The organism is Streptomyces sp. HD, assembly GCF_028369295.1.
Taxonomy (GTDB): Bacteria; Actinomycetota; Actinomycetes; order Streptomycetales; family Streptomycetaceae; genus Streptomyces.
On record NZ_JAQMYP010000022.1, the window covers coordinates 26,842 to 48,749 of the forward strand.

Annotated in this window: 20 protein-coding genes and 1 pseudogene; 10 read left to right on the forward strand and 11 right to left on the reverse strand. The window is 71.6% G+C overall.

Translation table 11 applies throughout. The annotated features are described in order from the left end of the window. Positions 1-101: 101 nt before the first annotated feature. The 5 genes and pseudogenes from POF73_RS21860 to POF73_RS21880 all read right to left on the reverse strand — a co-directional run. Positions 102-332: pseudogene (locus tag POF73_RS21860) on the reverse strand (Ppx/GppA phosphatase family protein); the annotation flags it as partial. After that, positions 274-1,392 (reverse strand): iron-containing redox enzyme family protein, encoded by a 1,119-nt coding sequence (locus POF73_RS21865; RefSeq protein ID WP_272118220.1) that lies wholly within the window; start codon positions 1,390-1,392, stop codon positions 274-276. The pseudogene POF73_RS21860 and the gene POF73_RS21865, both read right to left, overlap by 59 nt. Positions 1,393-1,424: 32 nt before the next feature. Beyond that, positions 1,425-1,670, reverse strand: a complete 246-nt coding sequence (locus POF73_RS21870; protein WP_443049586.1) for a CDGSH iron-sulfur domain-containing protein — start codon at positions 1,668-1,670, stop codon at positions 1,425-1,427. Next, positions 1,654-2,325 (reverse strand): HemK2/MTQ2 family protein methyltransferase, encoded by a 672-nt coding sequence (locus tag POF73_RS21875; RefSeq protein WP_272117984.1) that lies wholly within the window; start codon positions 2,323-2,325, stop codon positions 1,654-1,656. The genes POF73_RS21870 and POF73_RS21875 overlap by 17 nt, the downstream gene beginning before the upstream one ends. Positions 2,326-2,360: 35 nt before the next feature. Then, entirely contained in the window at positions 2,361-2,537 is a 177-nt protein-coding gene (locus tag POF73_RS21880) for a hypothetical protein (protein WP_272117986.1), read from the reverse strand. A 184-nt stretch (positions 2,538-2,721) separates the two neighbouring features. Between POF73_RS21880 and POF73_RS21885 the strand changes: the two genes are divergently transcribed. The 3 genes from POF73_RS21885 (at position 2,722) to POF73_RS21895 (ending at position 4,532) form a co-directional block, all read left to right on the forward strand. Next, positions 2,722-3,195, forward strand: coding sequence for an SRPBCC family protein (locus POF73_RS21885; RefSeq protein WP_272117988.1), 474 nt, complete (start codon positions 2,722-2,724; stop codon positions 3,193-3,195). 390 nt (positions 3,196-3,585) lie between these two features. Further along, the gene (locus POF73_RS21890; RefSeq protein ID WP_272117990.1) at positions 3,586-4,062 is read left to right on the forward strand and encodes a DUF6230 family protein; all 477 of its coding nucleotides are present in this window, start codon (positions 3,586-3,588) and stop codon (positions 4,060-4,062) included. Continuing rightward, the gene (locus POF73_RS21895; protein WP_272117992.1) at positions 4,059-4,532 is read left to right on the forward strand and encodes a DUF6114 domain-containing protein; all 474 of its coding nucleotides are present in this window, start codon (positions 4,059-4,061) and stop codon (positions 4,530-4,532) included. Before POF73_RS21890 ends, POF73_RS21895 begins: the two co-directional genes overlap by 4 nt. Here the strand turns inward: POF73_RS21895 and POF73_RS21900 are convergent. Further along, complete coding sequence (locus tag POF73_RS21900; RefSeq protein WP_272117994.1) at positions 4,500-5,615, reverse strand: alpha/beta hydrolase; 1,116 nt, start codon at positions 5,613-5,615, stop codon at positions 4,500-4,502. The genes POF73_RS21895 and POF73_RS21900 overlap by 33 nt on opposite strands. Before the next feature lie 62 nt (positions 5,616-5,677). On the opposite strand from POF73_RS21900, the gene POF73_RS21905 reads away from it, so the two are divergent. After that, positions 5,678-6,286 carry a TetR/AcrR family transcriptional regulator gene (locus POF73_RS21905; RefSeq protein WP_272117996.1) on the forward strand — a complete coding sequence of 203 codons (609 nt, stop codon included), beginning with the start codon at positions 5,678-5,680 and terminating at the stop codon, positions 6,284-6,286. A gap of 20 nt (positions 6,287-6,306) precedes the next feature. Here POF73_RS21905 and POF73_RS21910 read toward each other — a convergent pair whose 3' ends face one another. The 4 genes from POF73_RS21910 to POF73_RS21925 form a co-directional block, all read right to left on the reverse strand. Beyond that, entirely contained in the window at positions 6,307-6,894 is a 588-nt protein-coding gene (locus POF73_RS21910; RefSeq protein ID WP_272117998.1) for a BLIP family protein, read from the reverse strand. A gap of 136 nt (positions 6,895-7,030) precedes the next feature. Next, a complete protein-coding gene (locus POF73_RS21915) occupies positions 7,031-8,026 on the reverse strand; it encodes an MBL fold metallo-hydrolase (protein WP_272118000.1) in 996 nt (331 codons plus the stop codon). A 119-nt stretch (positions 8,027-8,145) separates the two neighbouring features. Beyond that, positions 8,146-8,940 (reverse strand): AfsR/SARP family transcriptional regulator, encoded by a 795-nt coding sequence (locus POF73_RS21920; RefSeq protein ID WP_272118002.1) that lies wholly within the window; start codon positions 8,938-8,940, stop codon positions 8,146-8,148. 352 nt (positions 8,941-9,292) lie between these two features. Beyond that, positions 9,293-10,942, reverse strand: coding sequence for a penicillin-binding transpeptidase domain-containing protein (locus POF73_RS21925; protein WP_272118004.1), 1,650 nt, complete (start codon positions 10,940-10,942; stop codon positions 9,293-9,295). 445 nt (positions 10,943-11,387) lie between these two features. On the opposite strand from POF73_RS21925, the gene POF73_RS21930 reads away from it, so the two are divergent. The 6 genes from POF73_RS21930 (at position 11,388) to POF73_RS21955 (ending at position 20,021) form a co-directional block, all read left to right on the forward strand. Beyond that, positions 11,388-13,109 (forward strand): thiamine pyrophosphate-binding protein, encoded by a 1,722-nt coding sequence (locus POF73_RS21930; RefSeq protein ID WP_272118006.1) that lies wholly within the window; start codon positions 11,388-11,390, stop codon positions 13,107-13,109. Positions 13,110-13,111: 2 nt separating this feature from the next. Continuing rightward, the gene (locus POF73_RS21935; RefSeq protein WP_272118008.1) at positions 13,112-14,644 is read left to right on the forward strand and encodes an asparagine synthase-related protein; all 1,533 of its coding nucleotides are present in this window, start codon (positions 13,112-13,114) and stop codon (positions 14,642-14,644) included. 81 nt (positions 14,645-14,725) lie between these two features. Continuing rightward, the gene (speB, locus tag POF73_RS21940; RefSeq protein WP_272118010.1) at positions 14,726-15,667 is read left to right on the forward strand and encodes an agmatinase; all 942 of its coding nucleotides are present in this window, start codon (positions 14,726-14,728) and stop codon (positions 15,665-15,667) included. A 39-nt stretch (positions 15,668-15,706) separates the two neighbouring features. Beyond that, positions 15,707-16,684, forward strand: coding sequence for a clavaminate synthase Cs1 (gene cs1 / locus POF73_RS21945; RefSeq protein WP_272118013.1), 978 nt, complete (start codon positions 15,707-15,709; stop codon positions 16,682-16,684). Positions 16,685-16,835: 151 nt separating this feature from the next. Next, complete coding sequence (gene argJ / locus POF73_RS21950; RefSeq protein ID WP_272118016.1) at positions 16,836-18,020, forward strand: bifunctional glutamate N-acetyltransferase/amino-acid acetyltransferase ArgJ; 1,185 nt, start codon at positions 16,836-16,838, stop codon at positions 18,018-18,020. A gap of 333 nt (positions 18,021-18,353) precedes the next feature. After that, positions 18,354-20,021: an ABC transporter substrate-binding protein gene (locus POF73_RS21955; protein ID WP_272118018.1), complete on the forward strand. Its 1,668-nt coding sequence runs from the start codon at positions 18,354-18,356 to the stop codon at positions 20,019-20,021. A gap of 302 nt (positions 20,022-20,323) precedes the next feature. On the opposite strand, the gene POF73_RS21960 is transcribed toward POF73_RS21955, so the two are convergent. Then, positions 20,324-21,637, reverse strand: coding sequence for a LysR family transcriptional regulator (locus tag POF73_RS21960; RefSeq protein WP_443049587.1), 1,314 nt, complete (start codon positions 21,635-21,637; stop codon positions 20,324-20,326). Positions 21,638-21,908: the final 271 nt, after the last annotated feature.

The following is a 21,908-nucleotide window of genomic DNA, read 5'->3' on the forward strand; positions in this document are numbered from 1 at the left end:
CCTCGGCGTGGTTTGCAATCATGGCGGCCGGGTGCCCCACGCCATGGTCGGCATGCGGGCCGTGACGCGACAGGTCGGGCCGTGACACGACAGGCCGGGCCGGGCCGCCAGCCCATCCAGCGCCGGGCGCCCAGTGAGGTCAGCCGGGCCTCCGCCTCGCCCGGCAGCACACGCAGGCGCAGTCCGCTGCGGCTGTGCACGGCCCGCAGGACGTCCGCCCGGTCGGGCGCGTCACGCACCACGGCGGGCGCGAACGCCGGCGCACGCTGATTCTCACCGGCCCCGGTGTACCTCTCGCGGGGCGTTCGATACGTCGGGGACGGAACGCGCAGGTGAGGGCGGTGCCGAGGGACGGATTCCGGATGCCGTCGGCCCTCCGGGGCGCAGTGCCGTGCCGCCCTCGCGCCAGGCGCCGAGGAGCCTCGCCGCCAGCCGGTCCTCCAGGTGGCCGGTCGCGCGGATCCCGAAGACCACGTCGGCCTCCAGCCGCGGTTCGTCCGCCAGGAGCCCGCCGACCACGTCGTGCCGTACGACCTGCTCGTGCACCGCGTCCGCCTCCACGTGCTCGGCGTAGAACCGTACGGCCGCCGGACCCGCCCCCACCCGGCGCAGCGCCTCGGCCAGGCGGCGCGAGGCGGGGGAGGAGGTCACCTCCACGGCGGCGAAGTGCCCGACGAGCGCCGCGCGCAGCGCACGGTGCAGACCGAGCAGGGACATCAGGTTGACGGTGGCCAGCATCTCGCCGGGCGCCGCGTCGACGTAGTGTCCGTACGCCGGGTCCAGCCCCAGATCCACCATGAGGTCGGCGTACAGCTGGGCGTGGATCTCGTCGGCCCGGCCCGCCCCGAACTCGTCGAACTCCACGGCAACCATGGCCGCCTTGGCCCGCCCGCGCAGCCGGGGCAGGACCCAGGCGTGCGGGTCCGCCTCCTTGAGGTGGTACAGCGAGCGCAACGCGACGTACTCCCGCAGCTGGTCGAGGTCGCCTTCGTCGTGCAGGAAGTGCGAGACGCCGCCGGAGCCGTCCGCCGGTTCGACCTGGAGCTGGTCCAGCACCCGCCGGGCCGTGTCGTCGGGGCCGCCGACCGGCACGTCCTCGCGCAGCGCGCCCAGGAAGTGGTCCTCGATCGCGGAGCGCAGGGCCAGCAGCCCGCTGTCCCACTCCAGCTCGTCGGGTACGCCCTCGAAGCCCTGGTAGTGCAGCTCGTAGAGGACGTAGAGGGCGAGGTGGAGATCTTCGCCGTACGGCGAACAGCGTGCCGGGGACGGAGGGTTCACGGGGGCCGACCGCTGCCGTAGCAGGGCCGTCACGGCGGTGGAGAGCGCACCGCGCGGCTCGGGCAACGGCGGCGGCCGGTGCCGCGGCTGCTGCCGGGGTCGGGAGTGGTGCATACGGCCGGAGTGGTTCATGTAGCCGGAGTGGTTCATACGGCCCCGCCTTCCCCGGGCCGCTTCTCGCGGCGCCGGTGGCTGGTGTCGCACCACGGGAAGATACGGCTTCGGCGGCAGGTGCAGACGGCCACGGTGAAGCGCCGCGAGACCGTCACCTCGCCGTCTTCGCCCACCACTTCGACCGGTCCCTCGACGAGCAGGGGCCCGTCGCGCTGGACGCGGATCCGGACCGGGGAGCGGTGGGGCATCGGGTGGGGGCGTTCAGACGGGTTCGGCACGGATCACCACCAGCTCCTCCGTCGTACCGTCGGCCGTCAGCCCCTGTGCGCGCAGCCAGGCGAGCCGGGAGCGCAGGACAGTGCCGAAGGGCAGCCGGGTCCGGTCGACGATCCGGGCGCGCAGACCGGCCTCCGCCAGGCGGCTCAGGGTTTCGCCGATGCCGCACAGGTGCGAGTGCACGATCAGGAGGGTTCCCGTCGGCCGCAGGAACGCCGGCGCGGTGTCGCAGATACGGTCGATCAGCAGGCGCCCGTCGGGGCCGGCGTCCCAGGCCCGGGCGTGGCCCCGGGGCGGCTCGGGGGCGGGCACGTAGGGCGGGTTGGCGATCACCAGGTCGAAGCGCCGGCCCGGTACGGCAGCCGTCAGGTCGCCGTGGCGTACGTGCAGAGTCTGGCCGTTGAGCAGGGCGTTCAGCCGGGCGGTCGCGACCGCCCGCCACGAGATGTCGACGGCGGTGACGTGTCCGCCGAGGCGGGCCGCCTCCACCGCGAGGACGCCGCTTCCGGTCCCCAGGTCCAGCACGTCCGTCTCCGCCGTGACCCCCTCGCGCCGCATCGCCCGCCCCAGCAGCCGGGTGTCGGTCTGCGGCGGGTAGACGCCCGGGGCGACCCAGCAGCGGAGCCGGGACGCGGCGGGGCGGGCCTCGACTGTCATGGGCGGTCATCCTCAGCCGGTCGGTTCCCGGCCGGTCAGTCCTCGCCCCGCACGATGTTCCCGTCGGCGCCGATGTGGGCCGAGGGCGGAGAACCGCTGTCCGCCACGGCGGCGACACACGTACGGATCGGCTTTCCGGGCAGGGTGCGGGACTTCGACCAACCGGTCCTGGAAACCTTCAGGACGTTTCTCTTGGCGGGGCGCGCGGTCACGACGCTTCAACTTCTCTCTGATTCCCGGGGAGCGGGATCCGCGGATGGCCGACCCCGGCTCCCGATGACGTGCCGACCGGGTTCCCCGGGCCGTTGCGCGGAAACGGCGCGGTCTTTCACGTCGGGTTTCCCGGGTACCCGGCGCCTCGCACCAGCACGGCGAACAACTGACCAGGAGGTATCGATGAGCACGGTCAAGGACACGGTCGACGTGGACGTCCCGCTCCGCCGGGCCTACGACCAGTGGACCCAGTTCGAGGACTTCCCGAACTTCATGGAAGGCGTCGACGAGGTCAGGCAGCTCGATGACCGGCACAACCACTGGACCACCAGCATCGGTGGGGTGCGGCGCGAGTTCGACACGGAGATCGTCGACCAGCTGGCGGACGACCGGATCACCTGGCGGTCCATCGGCGGGGAGACCCGGCAGCGCGGCTCGGTCCGCTTCGAGCAGCTGGATGCCTCGCACACCCGGGTGGAGCTCACGATGGACGTCGAGCCGACCGGCGTCGCCGAGAAGGGCGCGGACGCGCTGGGCGTGATCGACCGGCGGGTGAAGGGGGACCTGCGCCGGTTCAAGGACTACGTCGAGAGCGGCGGCGGCACCGGCGCCTGGCGCGGCCGCATCCGTCCGCAGGACCCGGGCACGAGTCTCTGACAGCACGAGTCTCTGACAGCACGAGCATCTGACGGCTGGGGCCTGTCGTTCGGATCGGCCCTGGACCGTACCCCTGGACGGGGCCGGCCGTCAGGTCGTATGAGCCGATGGTGGGCTAGGCGGTACTTCGGCCTGGTGGGGATCGTTGGGACGGGCGTGACAGAGAAGAGCGTCCTCGTGACGATCCCGGTCGGCCATCCCGGTCCTCCCGGCCATCCCGGTCCTCCCGGCCATCCCGGTCCTCCCGGCCATCCCGGTCCTCCCGGCCATCCTGGTCCTCCCGGCCATCCCGACCCCGCCGGGCGGACCAGTCGGCTGCGGTTCGTGGTGGCTCTCGCGCCCCTGCTTCTCGGTGCTTGCGCTCTGCTGGCCGGGAGCGCCGCGGGGGCCGTGTCCGTTGCGTTCGCGGGAGAGGTGCCGGTCACGGTGCATGCCGCGCGGGTGTCGGGGGCGGGGGTGTCGGCCTCGCCGGGTGCCTCCGGGCGGGGCGGGCTGCTGCCCGCGCTGGCCACACGGTTGGAGCGGGCCACCGTGGAGGACGCCTGCGTGACCTCCACCGCCCAACTGCCGGTCATCGGCGCGGTGACGGCCGTCGTACGGATCGAACGGGCCTCCGCCACCGGCCTCACCGTGGAGGCGGGAAAGACCACGGCCGGCACGGTGAAGCTGTCGGGCGCGACCTTCGACACCCCGCGGCTGTCCCTGGAGCGGCCCACGGGCCTGTTCACGGTGGGCGCCGCGAAGGTCAGCGGCACCGGGGTCACCACTCAGCCGCACGCCTTCACGGCCGGGACGATCACGGCACGCGGCGTCGTCATCGACCTGCGCCGGAGCGAGGGCGGCTGCGAGCCGGGAGCGGGCCGGTGACTACGGCGATCAGGCGGGGTCGGCGGATCGGGTGGCCCGGGTGGACCGGGTGGGGCGCCGCTCGGTCGGACCGGTCGGCCCGGCCCGACCGGTCCAGGTGGTCCAGGTGGCGGGGGTGGCGGCGCGGACGCCCGTTCGCGGCGGGGCTGTTGCTGGGGCTCGGCGGGGTGGAGCTGATCTGTGTGTCCTGGGCGGGGCTCGGGTTTCTGCGGTTCACCGGTACGGCGGGTGCCGCCTCGTGGGCGCTGGGTGCCCTGTTCGTCGTCGCCGGTGTGACGACCTGGCACAACCCGGCTCTGCGCTACTTCTCCGGCGTCCTGGCCGCCGTCATGTCCCTGGTCAGCCTGGTCACCGCCAACCTCGGCGGTCTGCTCCTCGGCTTCCTGCTCACCGCCGTCGGCAGCGCCCTGGCCCTGGCCTGGGTTCCCCGCGTTCGCTCAGAACACGTCGAGACGGCGGCGCACCGGTAGTTGGAGCACGGCTTCGGTGCGTGGGTGTGCGCCCGTTCGTGCCAGCAGCCAGCCCCATGTCCCCACGAGTACCGGTCGGATGCGCTCGGCCGCGCAATGGGTGGCATCCCGGATCAGCCAGACGGTCGTGTTCGGCCGGGTGGCCAGACCGGTGGTGTCCGTGCGTGGGATGAACTGGTCGTGCGCACCGTTGATCGCGAGCAGCGGCGTGCGGCCCGGCAGGTCCAGCACGCCCTGACCACGCAGGGAGAAGCCGGACAGCAGGGACGTGGCGGTTTCCGCGTCGGGCAACTCGGTGAGGCCGAGGGCGTTTCCCACGATGCCCGCCATGCCGTAGGGCAGGGCCAGTACGTCGATCTCCTCGCCGCCGGCCCCGGTGGGCCCTCCCAGGTCGACCGCCGCGTCGACGGTGCCCTGAGCGGCCAGCTTGACCGCCCAGTGGCCACCGAAGCTCACCCCGAAGTAGGCCACCGGCTCGCCGGGAAAACGCTCCCGCACCACGCCGACCAGCCCGGCGAGCACGCGGTCGCCGTCCGGTGCCAGCGGCAGCGTCGACTCACCCGTGCCCGGCATGTCGACGACGGCCACGAGCAGGCCGGTGGCCAGCGCCGTCGCCACGGCCAACCGATGCAACTCCACCTTCCAGGTATCGACCCCACCGGACAGCACCAGCACGCCGCGCCGCCGCCCGCGGCGACGGGCCATGAGGTGCACGGGGACCGGCCGGTCGCCCTCCGGCGCCGGAACATCGAGCACACGACGCTCGAAGCGCACGGGAAAACGCCCGGCTGCCCGCGCGTAGCACTCCCGCTGCCGCTCGTACGCCGCCACCCGCTCCTCGGTCGCCATCGCAGGGAAGCGCGCCGCTCCCCACAGCTGGGCCGCGAGCAGCCATCTGCCGTCCCGTTCGGCCTGGCGCGCGAGACGCCCCCACACCGCCACCCAACCGCCCCGGCCGGAGCCCCACATGTCGTCGATCGCGCTCCGGGCATGCCCGACGGCGTCTTTCGGAATGCCCCAGGCCACGAACTGGCGGGCGCGTTCCTCGAACAGGTCGGCGGGGTCGATGTCGAAGGTGAACATGCCTTCAAGGGTGTGAGCGATAGTCACTGTTGACAACTCGCATCATCGCCTCGGGACGACCCATGCCACTGCCCCGTAAACGCCCACGTCAGCAGCGGTCCAAGGAGACGTACGACGCCATCCTGGAAGCGGCTGCTCAGCTTTTCGAGCGTGACGGCTACGCCAGGGCGACGACGAACCGCATCGCCGAGCGGGCAGGTGTGTCGATCGGATCGCTGTACCAGTACTTCCCCGACAAGGACGCGCTGCTGTACGCCCTCGGCGAGCGGCACATGCTGGGCCTCACGTCCCGCCTGCTCGTGACACTGTCGGAACTGCGTAGCACCAACCCGCCCCTGCCGCAGACCGTTTCGGCCGTGGTGCGCGCCGTCGCCGACGCGCACACGGCCGAGCCCGGACTCCAACGTCTGCTCTACGACCGGGCTCCGCGGCCCCGCGAGTCGGCCGCTCGGCTGCGCGAGGTCCAGCAGTGGATCGCCGCCGAGGTGGAGCACCATCTGCACCGCCTGGCGGTAGGCGGCCCGAACCGGGGGCTCACCGCGCTGCTGCTGGTCCAGAGCATCGAGGCCCAGCTCCACGGCGCCCTGCTCGACCCGCCCGAGGGATGCACCGCGGCTCAGGTGGTCGAGACGGTGGAGTCGCTGTGCCTGCGTGCGCTGGCGCGACCGTGACCGGTTGCCTCAGCCGACCGTCAGGTGAGCGCCCGCTGGTACTTCTCCGTCACCTTGCCGTCGACGAAGTAGAAGTGGGCGTTCGGCGGGAACAGGCCCGTGGAGGCGGTGCAGTAGTAGTAGTACTTGTGGCCGGTCGTCGCGGGCCAGTTGGGGTACGAGTCGCTCTGCAGGACGCACGAGTCCTTGGACACGGTCGACCAGACCTGCGCCTCGGTCATGCCGACCGTCACCCTGTTGTACTTGGCCAGCGTCATGGACGGCGTCTTCGGCGTGAACAGGAGCTCGTGCCGCTTGCCGATCAGCTTGTCGGCCGAGTTGAACCAGAAGTTGCCGTACGGCACGTAGTCGCCCGACGCGGTCATGCACAGGATGGAGACGTCGTCCTCGCACCAGCCCTTCCCGTCGCCGGGCTTGGTCTTGCCGACGTCGAGCATCTCGTGGATCTGGGCCCTCGACATACCGAACTGGACCGCGGTGTACTTCTCGGCCGTGAAGCTGAACTCCTCGTCCGCGGCTCCCGCGTTGGCGGCCGTACCGAGGACCGTCGCCGCGGTGACCGCGGCCAGCGCGAGCGCGGAGCGCCATGCCTTCTTCATCTGGTCCATCCCCTCTCCGTCTGTCCCGTCAGGTGGTCCCGTCGGGACGCGTCAGGACGCACGACCATGCTCACCGGCCTCGCTCTTCGGGGGATCTCGGAACGCTCCGCGCCATCGGCGGCGGACACATCACCGCTTCAACGCGTCAGGACAGTGCGGTGGTGACGGCCACCGGCCGCAGGTGCCGGGGAGAGAGCACGCGGGAGCCGGACGCCGCCGCCCTCGACAGCTCCTTGGCCGCCGTCGGCTGGACCGAGGCCGCCAGGCGGGCGGGGTTCGCGACGAGCGGGGTGTCCAGGTCGTCGTGGTGGGTGGGGATGAGGAGGGGCGGGTTGCCCACTGCTGTGAGCAGGCGCTCGACGTAGCGGTGGACCGCCCCGTGTGAACTCATGGGGACCAGTACGACGTCGGGGCGGATGCCGGCCAGTTCGCGTTCCACGAAGTTGCTCGCGCCCATCAGCAGGACGGACGGGCCGTCGTCCACTGAGACCAGGTAGGCGAGGGTTTCTCCCTCCACCAAGTCGCCGAGGACTGTCGGCCGTCGAGGCGGTGTCAGCCTGCGGCCGGGGGCGAAGCAGCCGTGGTCGGCGAGTTGGCTGTGCAGGCTGCGGAAGACCTCCACCGTGTAGCCGTCGAACTGCAGGTACTCGCCGCCCCTGACCTGGATGACGTCGTCCATCCGGGACCGGGGTGCGCCCATGGCGGTGAGCAGGTACCGGACCGTCTCGTCGCAGACGGTCCGGATCCGGGCCTGCCGCCACGCCGGACGGGCCACGAGCTGCGGCACGTCCGCCACATGGTCGAAGTGGCCGTGGCTGAGAAGCACCAACTCGGGTGCGGCGGCGAGGTGTTGTGCCGCCACCCGTTCCACCATGGCCGGGTCGGGCCGCAGCGGCAGCGTCGGGTCGAGCATGCCGCCGCGGTCCCGGCACGGCATCCGGCTCAGGTAGGGGTCGAAGAGGATGCTGCGGTCGCCGCCGATGACGATCTCCCAGCCGGCGACGCCGAGCCAGCGCAGCTGCACCGGGGTGGTGTACGGCCCTGCGCGTCCGGCCAGGGGTCTCGCGGCGAGGACTCCGGGTTCGGCAGCCGCACCCGATGCCGCGAGAACGCCTTTGAGGACCGTACGTCGCCCGGTCATGTTCCACCCACCCGCACTTGCCGTACTTGCCGCCACTGCGACTACCTTGAGCGATGGCGACCTTACGGTAGGTGGCGGTGCTGGTGGTGTTTTTGAGTCAGCGGCGCACTCGGCGTCGTTCAGCGCCGCTCGGGCTGACCCACCTGCAGCAGCCTTTCGTCCTGGCGCAGTATGGCCTGCAGCACGTTGGTCATCCGGGCGCCGGGGTTGATGCCGATCTGCTCGCGCAGGATCTTCTTCGCCTGGTGGTAGACCTGGATCGCGTCGGCCTGGCGGCCCTCGGCGTAGTACGCCTTCATGAGGCTGGTGTAGAGGTCCTCGCGCAGCGGGGCGTGGCCGACCAGTTCGGACAGCCGGCTGATCGCCTCGGTGTAGTGGCCGAGCCCGATGTCGATCAGGGCGCGCAGTTCGACCGCGGTGTTCCGCTCCTCCTCCAGCGCCTCCGCCTTCAGCCGCAGCCGGCTGGAGGTGACGTCGACGAAGGCCGGCCCCTTCCACAGGGCGAGCGCGGTGTTGAGCCGGTCGGAGGCCTCCCGGTGCTTGCCGAGGGCGTACTCGTCGCGGGCCTTGCGGACGCCGTCCCGGAAGACGAACAGGTCGACGGACTGCGGCGGCACCCGCAGCTCGTAGCCGCCGTCGTGCGAGCCGAGGGTGTCGCGGGGCAGTCCCGCCTGCTCCAGGACCCTGCGGATCATCCAGGCGGAAGTCTGCAGCTGGCTCGACACGGTCAGCGGCGGCTCCCCGTCCCAGGAGTCCTCGCTGATCCTCTCCTTGGAGATGACGTGTCCGATCTGTAGGGCCAGGGAGGTGAGGAAGCGCCGCTGGCGCTGCCCCGGTATGGGTATCGACTCGGCTTCCTTGACCAGGGCCAACGGGCCGAGCAGTCTGATCGTGACGTCGTTCCAGGTGCTCATGACGGATTCCCCCTACTGTCCTTGGACCCCACCCTCACCCGCGGGAGTGGTGCGGGCCCGGGTGCGGCTCCGGTGGCAACTGCTGGTGCTGTCGCGCCTGTCACTTCATGCGGGAGCCCTGGCGATGGCGCAGGGTCCGGCGACGGAAGTCGGATGAGACGGCGGTCGTGGAACCGCCGTCGGACATGGGGGCACAGTCGCCGCCGAAGTGGGGCCGTGCGCGGCCGGTGGCCGTCGTACCGGACGACCGGCCCGTTCGTCGGGCAGCGCTCGTCGGCATCCTCACTTCGGCATTCTCACAGCGGAAGTTCCCCCGTACCGCTGATCAGTCCGGAACGTCAGAAGGCATCTCTCACCCCGTCAGGTTCTTCAGGAACTTCGCTGCCACGGGGCCGGCGTCCGAGCCGCCGGAGCCGCCGTCCTCCAACATGACCGACCAGGCGAGGTTCTGGTCCTGCTGGTAGCCGATCATCCAAGCGTGTGTGCGCGGCGGTGTCTCGGTGCCGAACTCGGCGGTGCCGGTCTTGGCGTGCGGCTCGCCGGGGATGCCCTTCAGGGCCCGGCCGGCGCCGTCGGTCACGGTCGCGCGCATCATGGCGCGCAGCGACTCCCAGACGTTCGAGTCCAGCTTGGCCGGGGCCTCGTACCGCTTCTTCACCGCGTCGGGCACCAGCACGGGCTGCTTGAAGGCGCCCGCCTTCACCGTGGCCGCCAGCGAGGCCATCACCAGGGGCGAGGCCTGGACCCGGGCCTGTCCGATGGTGGACGCCGCCTTGTCGTTGTCGCTGGTGGAGACCGGGACACTGCCGTCGTACGTCACCGTGCCCACGTCCCAGGTGCCGCCGATGCCGAAGGCCTCCGCGGTGTCGTGGAGGGTGGACTCGCCCAGCTTGGCGCGGGAGTTGACGAAGAAGGTGTTGCAGGAGTGGGCGAAGCTGTCCCGGAAGGTGGATCCGGCGGGGAGTACGAACTGGTCCTGGTTCTCGAAGCTCTGGCCGTCGACGGTGGCGAACTTCGGGCAGTTCGCGGGATCCGACGGTGACATGCCCTGCTTCAGCAGTGCGGCGGCGGTCACCACCTTGAAGGTCGAGCCGGGCGGATAACGGCCCTCCAGCGCGCGGTTCATGCCCGAGGGCATGTTCGCGGCGGCCAGGATGTTGCCGTTGGTGGGGTCGATGGCGACTATCGCCGCGTTCTTCTTCACGCCCTCCAGGGCCGTTGCCGCGGCCTCCTGGACCTTCGGGTCGATGGTCGTGCGCACCGGCTTGCCCTTGCCCGCTTCGGTACCGGTGAGTTTCTTCACCACCTGGCCGGACTGCCGGTCCACGATCACGACGGATTTCGTCGCGGCCGAGCCGCCGGAGAGCTGTTTGTCATAGCGCGCCTGGAGGCCGGACATGCCTTTGCCGGTCTTCTCGTCCACCATGCCGACGAGGGAGGCGGACTGGAGATCGTCGCCGTCCGCGTCGAGGATCGCGGCGCGGTCCCGGGAATCCAGGGCGAGAGTCTGGCCCGGCACCATCGCCGGGTGAATCATCTCCGTGTGGAACTCCACCTTCCACTTCCCGGCTTTCTCGATGACCTTCGCCTTCGAGTCCCATGAGTACTCGCCCGCGCCCGGGAGGGCCATCTTCACGGTAAACGGAACCTCGACTTCTCCTTCCGTTTTCTTGTCGCCGGTGCCCGCCTTGATTTCGGTCCTGGAGGGCTCCAGGTTCGTCATCACGGACTTGATCAGCGACTCGGCGTTGTCCGGGGTGTCCGTCGAGGTGCCGGCCCGCTGGGCATCGCCCGCCTCCCAGGCGGTGAAGAAGCTCTCCAGCTCCTTCGTCGCCTCCGCCACCTGGGGGTCTTCCGATCCCGACCCGCCGGCCAAGGCGGTGTATCCCCAGTAGCCGGCGCCCGCAACCACGGCCAGTACGGCACACGTCGCTATGACAGTCCGGCCGGTGGAGCGGCGGCGGGGCGGCGGATAGCCGCCTTGGGTGCGGGAATGCGTCATGGCCCCCAGGTTATGTGTCGTTGCTCTTTCTTCACTCCTCGCACGTGACGTTCTGGACACCTCCACTTATGTAAGAAAGCCTGAGAGCGGACAAGTGGAACGAATCACCTCGATTTACAGGCAAAGGAACGGCAAACAAACAAGAATGCAATCGCACCATCGGAAAGTCCAAGGGGCGCGCCGCCCCGGCTGTCACACTCCGTAACGGAATCGGAATGGGCCAATACGCGAAGCCCTTCTGATGTGATCGGTCCTGTCGAATTAACTGGCTTGATTCGGTCGATTCCGTGGCTGCGTCACCCGCTCGGAAGATCGGTTCTCGGCCGTCGTCGCTCTTCGTTCTCTCTCCGCCCGATCCCCGGATATGTCCGGGAGAGGGCGCGAAGAGGGAGCGCGGCCACTGTGGCCGAGATACGTCCAGAGCTGCCCGAGTCAGGAGACGCCCATGTCCCGTGTATCGACCGGCCCGAGCGACAAGCCGACCGCCGCGCACGCCCTGCTGTCCCGGCTGCGCGAGCACGGTGTGGAGAAGGTGTTCGGCGTGGTCGGCCGAGAGGCCGCCTCGATCCTGTTCGACGAGGTCGAGGGGATCGACTTCGTCCTGACCCGGCACGAGTTCACCGCCGGTGTCGCCGCGGATGTCCTCGCGCGCATCAGCGGCCGTCCGCAGGCCTGCTGGGCCACCCTGGGCCCCGGCATGACCAACCTCTCCACCGGCATCGCCACGTCCGTGCTCGACCGCTCCCCGGTCATCGCGCTGGCGGCGCAGTCGGAGTCGCACGACATCTTCCCCAACGACACCCACCAGTGCCTGGACTCGGTGTCGATCATCGCGCCGATGTCCAAGTACGCCGTGGAGCTCCAGCGCCCCCACGAGATCACGGACCTGGTGGACTCGGCCGTGAGCGCGGCCATGACCGAGCCGGTGGGCCCCTCGTTCATCTCGCTGCCCGTCGACCTGCTCGGCTCCTCCGAGGGCATCGACACCTCGGTGCCGAACCCGCCGGCCGTCACCCCGGCCAAGCCGACCGGCGCGGTCGCCGACGGCTGGCAGGCTCAGGCCGACCGGGCGGCTGAGCTGCTGACGCAGGCCGAGCACCCGGTGCTGGTGGTCGGTGCCGCCGCGATCCGCTCGGGCGCGGTGCCCGCGATCCGTGCGCTGGCCGAGCGGCTGAACGTCCCGGTCATCACGACGTACATAGCCAAGGGCGTCCTGCCGCACGGCCACGAGCTGAACTACGGCGCCGTCACCGGCTACATGGACGGCATCCTCGACTTCCCCGCGCTGGACACCCTGTTCGCCCCGGTGGACCTGGTGCTCACCGTCGGCTACGACTACGCCGAGGACCTGCGGCCCTCCATGTGGGAGCGGGGCATGGAGAAGAAGACCGTGCGGGTCTCGCCCACGGCGAACCCGATCCCGCGCGTGTACCGGCCCGACGTCGACGTCGTCACCGACGTGCTCGCCTTCGTCGAGCACCTGGACGCGGCGACGGCCTCGCTCGCGGCCAAGAACCGGCACGACATCGAGCCGCTGCGCGCCCGCGTCGCGGAGTTCCTCACGGACCCGCAGGCCTACGAGGACGGCATGCGGGTGCACCAGGTCATCGACTCGATGAACACGGTCATGGCGGAGGCCGCCGGACCCGGTGAGGGCACGATCGTCTCCGACATCGGCTTCTTCCGGCACTACGGCGTGCTGTTCGCCCGCGCCGACCAGCCGTTCGGCTTCCTCACCTCGGCCGGCTGCTCCAGCTTCGGCTACGGCATCCCCGCCGCGATGGGCGCCCAGCTGGCCCGGCCCGGCCAGCCCACCTTCCTCATCGCCGGTGACGGCGGCTTCCACTCCAACAGCGCCGACCTGGAGACCATCGCCCGGCTGGGCCTGCCGATCGTGACCGTGGTGGTCAACAACGACACCAACGGCCTGATCGAGCTGTACCAGAACATGGGTCACCACCGCAGCCACGACCCCGCGGTGAAGTTCACCGGCGTCGACTTCGTCGCCCTCGCCGAGGCCAACGGTGTCGACGCGACCCGGGCGACCGACCGGCAGGAGCTGCTGGCGGCGCTGCGCAAGGGCGCCGAGCTCGGCCGCCCGTTCCTGATCGAGGTGCCCATCAGCTACGACTTCAAGCCGGGTGGCTTCGCCGCCCTGAGCATCTGACCATGGAGGCAGCTGACTTCCCGGCTGCCTTCGGGTTCCTGGCTTCCGCCCGCACCGGCGGAAGCCCGGTCCCCGAGGTGGTCTTCGCGACCCGCGGCAGCCTCGCCCACATCGAGGCCCCGCTGCGCGACCAGACCCTGGCCGCGACGCTGGTGCACGCTCCCGGGACCGCGCCGGACGCCGCGCGGGCCCGCGACGAGGACACCTCGGTGATCCTCGCCGGCGAGTTCTACAACCGTGCCGCCCTGCGGTCCGTCCTGCCCGAGGGAGCCGGGCCGGACGGCGACGCGGAGCTGCTGCTGCGGCTGCTGCGGCGCTACGGACTGCACGCCTTCCGGCTCGTCAACGGCCGTTTCGCGGCCGTCGTCGGCACCGGACGCCGGGTGCTGCTGGCCACCGACCACGCCGGTTCGGTGCCGCTGTACGTGCGGATGAGCCCGGGCGAGGTCCGGGCGTCCACCGAGGCCAAGACACTCGCCGGGGACGACGCGCCGCGGGGCTTCCCGCTCGCCGACGCCCGGCGGGTGCCGGGTCTGGCGGGCGTCTACCAGGTGCCGGCCGGCGCGGTGCTGGACATCGACCTGGAGTCCGGCACGGCGGAGGCCCACCGCACCTGGACCCCGCCCCTGGCCCGGCGGATCATGCCGGAGGACGAGGCCGTGGCGGCCGTCCGCGCGGCCCTGGAGGAGGCGGTCGCGGCCCGGGTGCCGTCGGGCGCCACGCCGTTGGTGGTGCTGTCCGGCGGCATCGACTCCTCCGGCGTCGCGGCCTGCGCGCACCGGGCGGCCGGCGGACTGGAGACGGTGTCCATGGGCACCGACACCTCCGACGAGTTCGCCCAGGCCCGGGTGGTCGTCGACCATCTGGGCAGCCGGCACCGGGAGATCACGGTCCCCGCCGCCGACCTGCTGGCCCAACTGCCGTACGCGGTCTGGGCGTCGGAGTCGGTGGACCCGGACATCATCGAGTACCTGCTGCCGCTGGTGGCGCTCTACCGCGCGCTCGACGGCCCGCCGCGCCGGATCCTCACCGGGTACGGCGCGGACATTCCGCTCGCGGGCATGCACCGCGAGGACCGGCTGCCGAACCTGGACACCGCCGTGGCCCATGACATGGCGACCTTCGACGGCCTCAACGAGATGACCCCGGTGCTGTCCACGCTCGCCGGCCACTGGACGACCCACCCCTACTGGGACCGGGACGTGCTCGACCTGCTCGTCCCGCTGGAGGCCGGGCTCAAGCGCCGGCACGGCCGGGACAAGTGGGTGCTGCGTGCCGCGCTGGCCGACGCGCTGCCCGAGGAGACCGTGCTGCGGCCCAAGCTCGGCGTCCACGAGGGCTCGGGCACCACGTCGTCGTTCTCCGGGCTGCTCGCCGAGCACGGTGTCGCGCCGGAGGCGGTCGGCAAAGCCAAGCGGCAGGTGGTGCGCGACCTGTTCGCCCTGACCGTCGCGGCCGGCCGGCACCCCTCGCAGGTGAGCACCGCCGAGGTGGTGCGGTCGGTGGCCGACCGGTTCGGGCGAGGGGCGGCATGAGCGCGACAGGCGGCAGGACCGCGCACGCCCGCCAGGCCCCAGCCCCGACCGTCACCCATCTCCAGGAGGGGAGCTGAAACCGTGGAGCGCATCGACTCGCACGTTTCGCCCCGCTACGCCCAGATACCCACGTTCATGCGGCTGCCGCACGAGCGTGATCCCCGCGGCTACGACGTCGTCGTCATCGGGGCCCCGTACGACGGGGGCACCAGCTACCGGCCCGGCGCGCGGTTCGGCCCGCGCGCCATCCGCAACGAGTCCGGCCTCATCCACGGCGTCGGCATCGACCGCGGGCCCGGCGCCTTCGACCTGATCAACTGTGTCGACGCGGGGGACATGGACCTCACCCCGTTCGACATGAACATCGCGATCGAGACGGCGCAGCGGCACCTGGGCACCCTGCTGAAGGCCAACGCCGCCTTCCTGATGCTCGGCGGCGACCACTCGCTGACCGTGGCCGCCCTGCGCGCGGTCGCGGAGCAGCACGGCCCGGTCGCCGTACTGCACCTGGACGCCCACTCGGACACCAACCCGGCGTTCTACGGCGGCCGTTACCACCACGGCACGCCCTTCCGGCACGGGATCGACGAGAAGCTCATCGACCCCACCGCGATGGTCCAGCTCGGCATCCGCGGCCACAACCCGAAGCCCGACTCGCTCGACTACGCCCGCGGCCACGGCGTACGCGTGGTCACCGCCGACGAGTTCGGGGAGCTCGGCGTACGCGGGGCCGCCGACCTCATCCGGGAGCGGATCGGCCGCCGGCCGGTCTATGTGTCGGTCGACGTCGACGTGGTCGACCCGGCCTTCGCCCCCGGCACCGGCACCCCCGCCCCGGGCGGGCTCAGCTCGCGCGAGGTCCTCGCCCTGCTGCGCTGCGTCGGGGACCTCAAGCCGGTCGGCTTCGACGTGATGGAGGTGTCTCCGCTGTACGACCACGGCGGGATCACCTCGGTCCTGGCCACGGAGATCGGGGCCGAACTGCTCTACCAGTACGCCCGCGCCCATCACACCCAGATGTGAACGCGCCCACCACACCAGATGTGAAGGAGACATCGCGTCATGGCTTCTCCGATAGTTGACTGCACCCCGTACCGCGAGCCGCTCCTCGCGCTCGCCGCCGAGCTGCCGGACGTGCCGCGCGCGGACCTGTACGGCTTTCTCCAGCAGGCGAAGGAGCTGGCCGACCGGCTGCCGGAGGGACTGGCCGCCGCCCTCGACACCTTCAACGCCAAGGGCAGCGAGGACGGCTATCTGCTGCTGCGCGGGCTGCCCGTCGACGATGACGAGCTGCCCGTCACGCCCACCTCCACCCCGGCCCCGGAGGACCGCCGGCGCCTGGTGATGGAGGCGATGCTCGCGCTGGCCGGACGGCGGCTCGGGCTGCACACGGGGTACCAGGAGCTGCGCTCGGGCACCGTCTACCACGACGTGTATCCGTCGCCGGGCGCGCACTACCTCTCCTCGGAGACCTCCGAGACCCTGCTGGAGTTCCACACGGAGATGGCGTACCACGTCCTCCAGCCGAACTACGTCATGCTGGCCTGCTCCCGCGCCGACCACGAGCGCAAGGCCGAGACCCTCGTCGGGTCGGTCCGCAAGGCGCTGCCGCTGCTCGACGAGGAGACGCGGGCACGGCTGTTCGACCGCCCGATGCCCTGCTGTGTCGACGTGGCCTTCCGCGGCGGCGTGGAGGACCCGGGCGCCATCGCCAACGTCAAGCCGCTGTACGGCGATCCGCAGGACCCGTACCTGGGCTACGACCGCGAGCTGCTGGCGCCCGAGGACCCGGAGGACAAGGAGGCGGTCGCCGCCCTGTCCAAGGCTCTGGACGACGTGACCGTGGGCGTCAAGCTCATCCCCGGCGATGTGCTGATCATCGACAACTTCCGTACGACGCACGCCCGTACGCCGTTCAGCCCGCGCTGGGACGGCAAGGACCGCTGGCTGCACCGGGTGTACATCCGCACCGACCGCAACGGCCAGCTGTCCGGCGGTGAGCGGGCGGGCGACGTCGTCTCGTTCTCGCCGCGTCGCTAGGAACGCCGTAGCGACAGGGGCGTCGCCCTCCACCGGTCTCGGTGGGGGGCGACGGCCGTTGCGCATGAATATGCTGACTCATTGGAAAAGATGCAGGAACAGATGCAGGCAAAGATGTAGTTCATGATCCCTTGCGACAGGAGACGCTGACATGTCCGACACCGCACCGCAGGCCGCCCCGCAGGGCTTCGTCGTGCACACGGCGCCGGTGGGACTGGCCGACGACGGCCGCGACGACTTCACCGTGCTGGCCTCCACGGTCCCGGCGGTCGTGAGCGCGGTCTACACCCGCTCCCGGTTCGCCGGACCGAGCGTGCGGCTGTGCCGGGACGCGAGCGCCGACGGCCGGGCCCGCGGCGTGGTGGTGCTGGCCCGCAACGCGAACGTCGCCACCGGGGCGGAGGGCGAGGCCAACGCGCGCGAGATCCGCGAGTCCGTCGCCCGCACCCTCGGCGTGCCCGAGGGCGAACTCCTCATCGCCTCCACCGGGGTGATCGGCCGTCAGTACCCGATGCAGAGCATCCGGGACCACCTCAAGACGCTCGCCCTGCCGTTCCCGGACGGCGGCTTCGACCGCGCGGCCCGCGCCATCATGACGACCGACACCCGGCCGAAGGAGGTCCGGGTGCGGGTCGGCGAGGCGACCCTCGTGGGCATCGCCAAGGGGGTCGGCATGCTGGAGCCGGACATGGCGACGCTGCTGACGTTCTTCGCCACCGACGCCCGGCTCGACCCGGCCGAGCAGGACCGGATCTTCCGCCGGGTCATGGACCGCACCTTCAACGCGGTGAGCATCGACACCGACACCTCCACCAGCGACACGGCCGCCCTGTTCGCCAACGGGATGGCCGGGGACGTCGACCCGGAGGAGTTCGAGCGCGCCCTGCACACCGTCGCGCTGGCCCTGGTCAAGGACATCGCCGGCGACGGCGAGGGCGCGAGCAAGGTCATCGAGGTGCAGGTCACCGGCGCCCGTGACGACGCCCAGGCCAAGCGGGTCGGCAAGACGGTCGTCAACTCCCCGCTGGTGAAGACCGCCGTGCACGGCAGCGACCCCAACTGGGGCCGGGTCGTCATGGCGATCGGCAAGTGCTCCGAGGACACCGACATCGACCAGGACCGGGTCACCGTCCGCTTCGGCGAGGTCGAGGTCTACCCGCCGTCCGCCCGCGACGACCACGACGAGGACACCCTGCGCGCCGCCGTCGCCGAGCACCTGCGCGGCGACGAGGTCGTCATCGGCATCGACCTGGGCATCGACCGGGGTGCCTTCACCGTCTACGGCTGCGACCTCACCGAGGGCTACGTGCGGCTCAACTCGGAGTACACGACCTGAGACCTGTGACCGGGCCCCGTCCGCCCTTCGGTGTGCGGCACGCGTTCCCCCGGCTCTCCGCGCGGGGGCCCCGCCGAGGGCGGATCCGGCGCCTCGCGGCCGCCCGCGCGCCCGCAGGCCCGCACGCACCGAGGTGACATCAGCCGCCGGCGCGGCGGGCACGGCGCGCCCTCCGGCGGGCAAGGGCGGAGGGCCCTTCGCGGTCTCCGGCATCTCCCCGCCCCGGCTATACCGACCGGCCCCCGGCTATGCGCACGCCCCGCTCCGGCCCTCGTCCGGCGCAGCGTCCCCGCACGATGTGAGGGAACGCGACGCGACGAGGGCTGGAGGGCCATGGAGACCACTCGGTCGACGAGCACGGACGAGGACTTCGACGCCGCTGTGCGGGGTGTGGTCCGCTCCACCGACGCCGAGGGCGGCACGCTCCGGCTCGTCCGCACGGACGACTTCGACTCACTCGATCCCGGCAACACCTACTACGCCTACACCTGGAACTTCCTCCGGCTGATCGGCCGGACCCTGGTCACCTTCGACACCGCCCCGGGCAAGGCGGGCCAGCAGCTCGTGCCCGACCTGGCCGAGTCCCTCGGCGAGTCCTCCGAGGGCGGCCGGGTGTGGACGTACCGGCTGCGTGAAGGGCTGCGCTACGAGGACGGCACGCTCGTCACCTCCGGCGACGTCAAGTACGCGATCGCCCGCAGCAACTACGGCACCGACGTACTGGGCGCCGGCCCCACCTACTTCCGGCATCTGCTCGGCACGGACTACGGCGGCCCGTGGCGGGAGCCGGACGTGGACGGCCCGATCACCCTGGAGACCCCCGACGAGCGCACCCTCGTCTTCCGGCTGAAGGAGCCGTTCGCCGGACTCGACCTGCTGGCGACGATGCCGAGCACGACACCGGTGCCGCGCCGCCTGGACACCGGCGCCGGGTACCGGCTGAAGCCGGTGGCGACCGGACCGTACCGGGTCGCCTCCTACACCCGCGGCGAACTGGCCGTCCTGGAGCCCAACCCGCACTGGGACCCGGCCACCGACCCGGTGCGGGTGCGCCGGGCCGGGCGTATCGAGGTCCACCTCGGCAAGGACCCGCACGAGGTGGACCGGATGCTGCTGGACGGTGAGGCGCACATCGACCTGGCCGGCTTCGGGGTGCAGCCCTCCACCCAGGAGCGCATCCTCGCCGACCCGGCGCTGCGCGCTAACGCCGACAACCCGCTGAGCGGCTTCACCTGGATCTACTGCCTGTCCAGCCGGATCGCGCCGTTCGACAACGTGCACTGCCGGCGCGCCGTGCAGTTCGCCACCGACAAGGCCGCGATGCAGGAGGCGTACGGCGGCCCCGTCGGCGGCGACATCGCGACCACGATCCTGCCGCCGACCCTCGACGGCTACCGGCCCTTCGACCGCTACCCGGTCGGCCCGCACGCCACCGGCGACCTGGCCGCGGCCCGCGCCGAACTCAAGGCGGCCGGGATGCCCGACGGTTTCCGCACGAAGATCGCCGCCCGCAAGGACCGGCTCAAGGAGTACCGGGCCGCCGAGGCGCTGTCGGCCGGTCTCGCCCGGGTCGGTATCGAGGCGGAGGTCCTGGACTTCCCCTCCGGCGACTACTTCGACCGCTACGGCGGCTGCCCCGAGTACCTGCGCGAACACGGCATCGGCATCATCATGTTCGGCTGGGGCGCCGACTTCCCGGACGGCTACGGCTTCCTCCAGCAGATCACCGACGGCCGGGCGATCAAGGAGCGCGGCAACCAGAACATGGGCGAACTCGACGACCCGGAGATCAACGCCCTCCTCGACGAGGGCGCCGCCTGCGCCGACCCGGCACGCCGCGCGGAGATCTGGCACCGCATCGACCGCCTCACCATGGACCACGCGGTGATCGTGCCGTACCTCTACCCCCGCTCCCTCCTGTACCGCCACCCGGACGCCCGCCACGTGTACGTCACCGGGTCCTTCGGGATGTACGACTACGTGGCCCTCGGCGCGAAGTAAGAGCCTGTGAAGAAACCCCCGCCTGCGCTGCGGCGTCTGGCACGCACTCCCCCGGAGGGGGGACCCCAGCGGCGTTGCCGAAACGCCCACGTGGTTCCTCCCCCACGCTCGAACCGCGCTTCGCACGGCTCGCGCGGGGGCACCCCCATCGAGGGCGCTCCGGCGCCTTGCGATCGCACGCTCCCCCACCCTCGAACCGCGCTTCGCACGGCTCGGGCAGGAGGTGCCCCCACGACGCCGCAGCGCCCGCCCTTCGGGCGGACGACGGGGGTTTCTTCACAGGCTCTGGGCGCCGGGTCCGTTCACCCCGCCTCCCCCGACAGCCCCGCCGGAGTCACGTGCCGAGTCGGCCAGTGCTCCGGCGGGAGGGGGTGGTCGACGGTGCGGCAGGCGGCGGCCGAGTCGCGGAACTCGGCCTCGTAGCGGGCGAGTTGGTGCAGGAAACGGCGGGTGGGGCCGGTCAGTTCGGTGCCCCGGGGGCTGCGCAGCAGCAGATGGGCGCCGAGGGACTGCTCCAGGCGGTGGATCCGGCGGGTGAGTGCGGACTGGCTGATGCACAGCACGGCGGCGGCGCGGTTGATGCTGCCGTGCCGGGCCACCGCCTGCAGCAGATGCAGGTCCGCCACGTCCAGCTTGCGGGTCTCGGCCGGCACCGGAGCCGGGGCCGGGTCCGGTGCGTCGTCGGCGAGCCGCTCGGCGTGCTCCACGTACCAGTTCGCCCACCAGGACTCGTGCAGCAGGTCCCGGTGCTGCTCGGCGAAGCGCCGCAGATGCCGGTCGGCGATCAGCGCGGCCAGCCGCCGGGCCACCGCCCGGGGCACGATCGTGGGGTCGACGAGCAGGCTCGTGGTGCGGCGCGGGCGCTCCGCCAGGGAGCGGCGGACCAGCGAGGGATCGAGGACGGCCGGATGGGTGGGGGAGCCCAGCCCTATCGCGTCCCCCCGGCGCAGCATGCCCCGGGCGACCGAGGCGTCGGTGACGCGCAGCCGGGTGGGCGACGGCAGGCCCGCCGTCTGGAAGACCCGGGACACCAGGATCTCCGAGGTGGGCCCGGTCTCCGACACCCAGGTCTCGTCCCGCAGATCGGCCAGCGACACCGTCTCCCGGCCCGCGAGCGGATGGTCGCGCGGCAGGATCACCCACAGCGGGTCGTCGAGCACGGCATAGGTGCGGGTCGTCCGGTCCAGGGAGTGGCGCGGGGAGTCCAGGCTCCAGGTGTACATGGCGTCCACGTGATAGCCGGCCAGCTGCCCGGTGACCCGGTGCGGCGCCTCGTGCCGGACCGACAGCAGCAGGCCCAGCAGGGCGGCGGCGTCCTCGACGACCTCTTCGAGGAGCGGTTCGGTGGAGGCGATCGACAGCACCTCCGGGGCGTCCACCGCCTCGGAGCCGTGGCCGAAGATATGGGTGCGCGCGGCGAGGTCGATCTGGTGGTAGAAGCGGCGCCCGGCGACGAGCAGCCGCGAACCCGCCGAGGTCAGCCGGGCGGTGTGCCGGCTGCGCAGGGTGAGCGGCAGCCCGACGGCCCGGTCCAGACGGTCGAGTTGGCGCTCCACGGCGGCGTGCCGCGCCCCGGCCCGCCGGGCGACCTCCCCCAGGTCACCGCACTGTCCCACCGCGTCCAGTAATGACAGGTCTTGGCGGCTGAACGGAGCGTGAATTTCCGGCCGAACGGCCACCGACGTCAGTTCCGACCCGAGAGACAATTTCGGTTTCCTTTTCCGTGAAGATCAGTACCGCTGAATTGCCTGAGCTGCTCTTCAATTCGGTTCGGAAACGAGCGTAGGCAGGCCCGCTCTTCGGGTCGCTCTTCGAGCCGTCCTCGTGCGCTGTCGGGAGAGCCGCCGGAGACCGGGCGGAGAGCACGCGGGGACGCGCGCGCCGCCC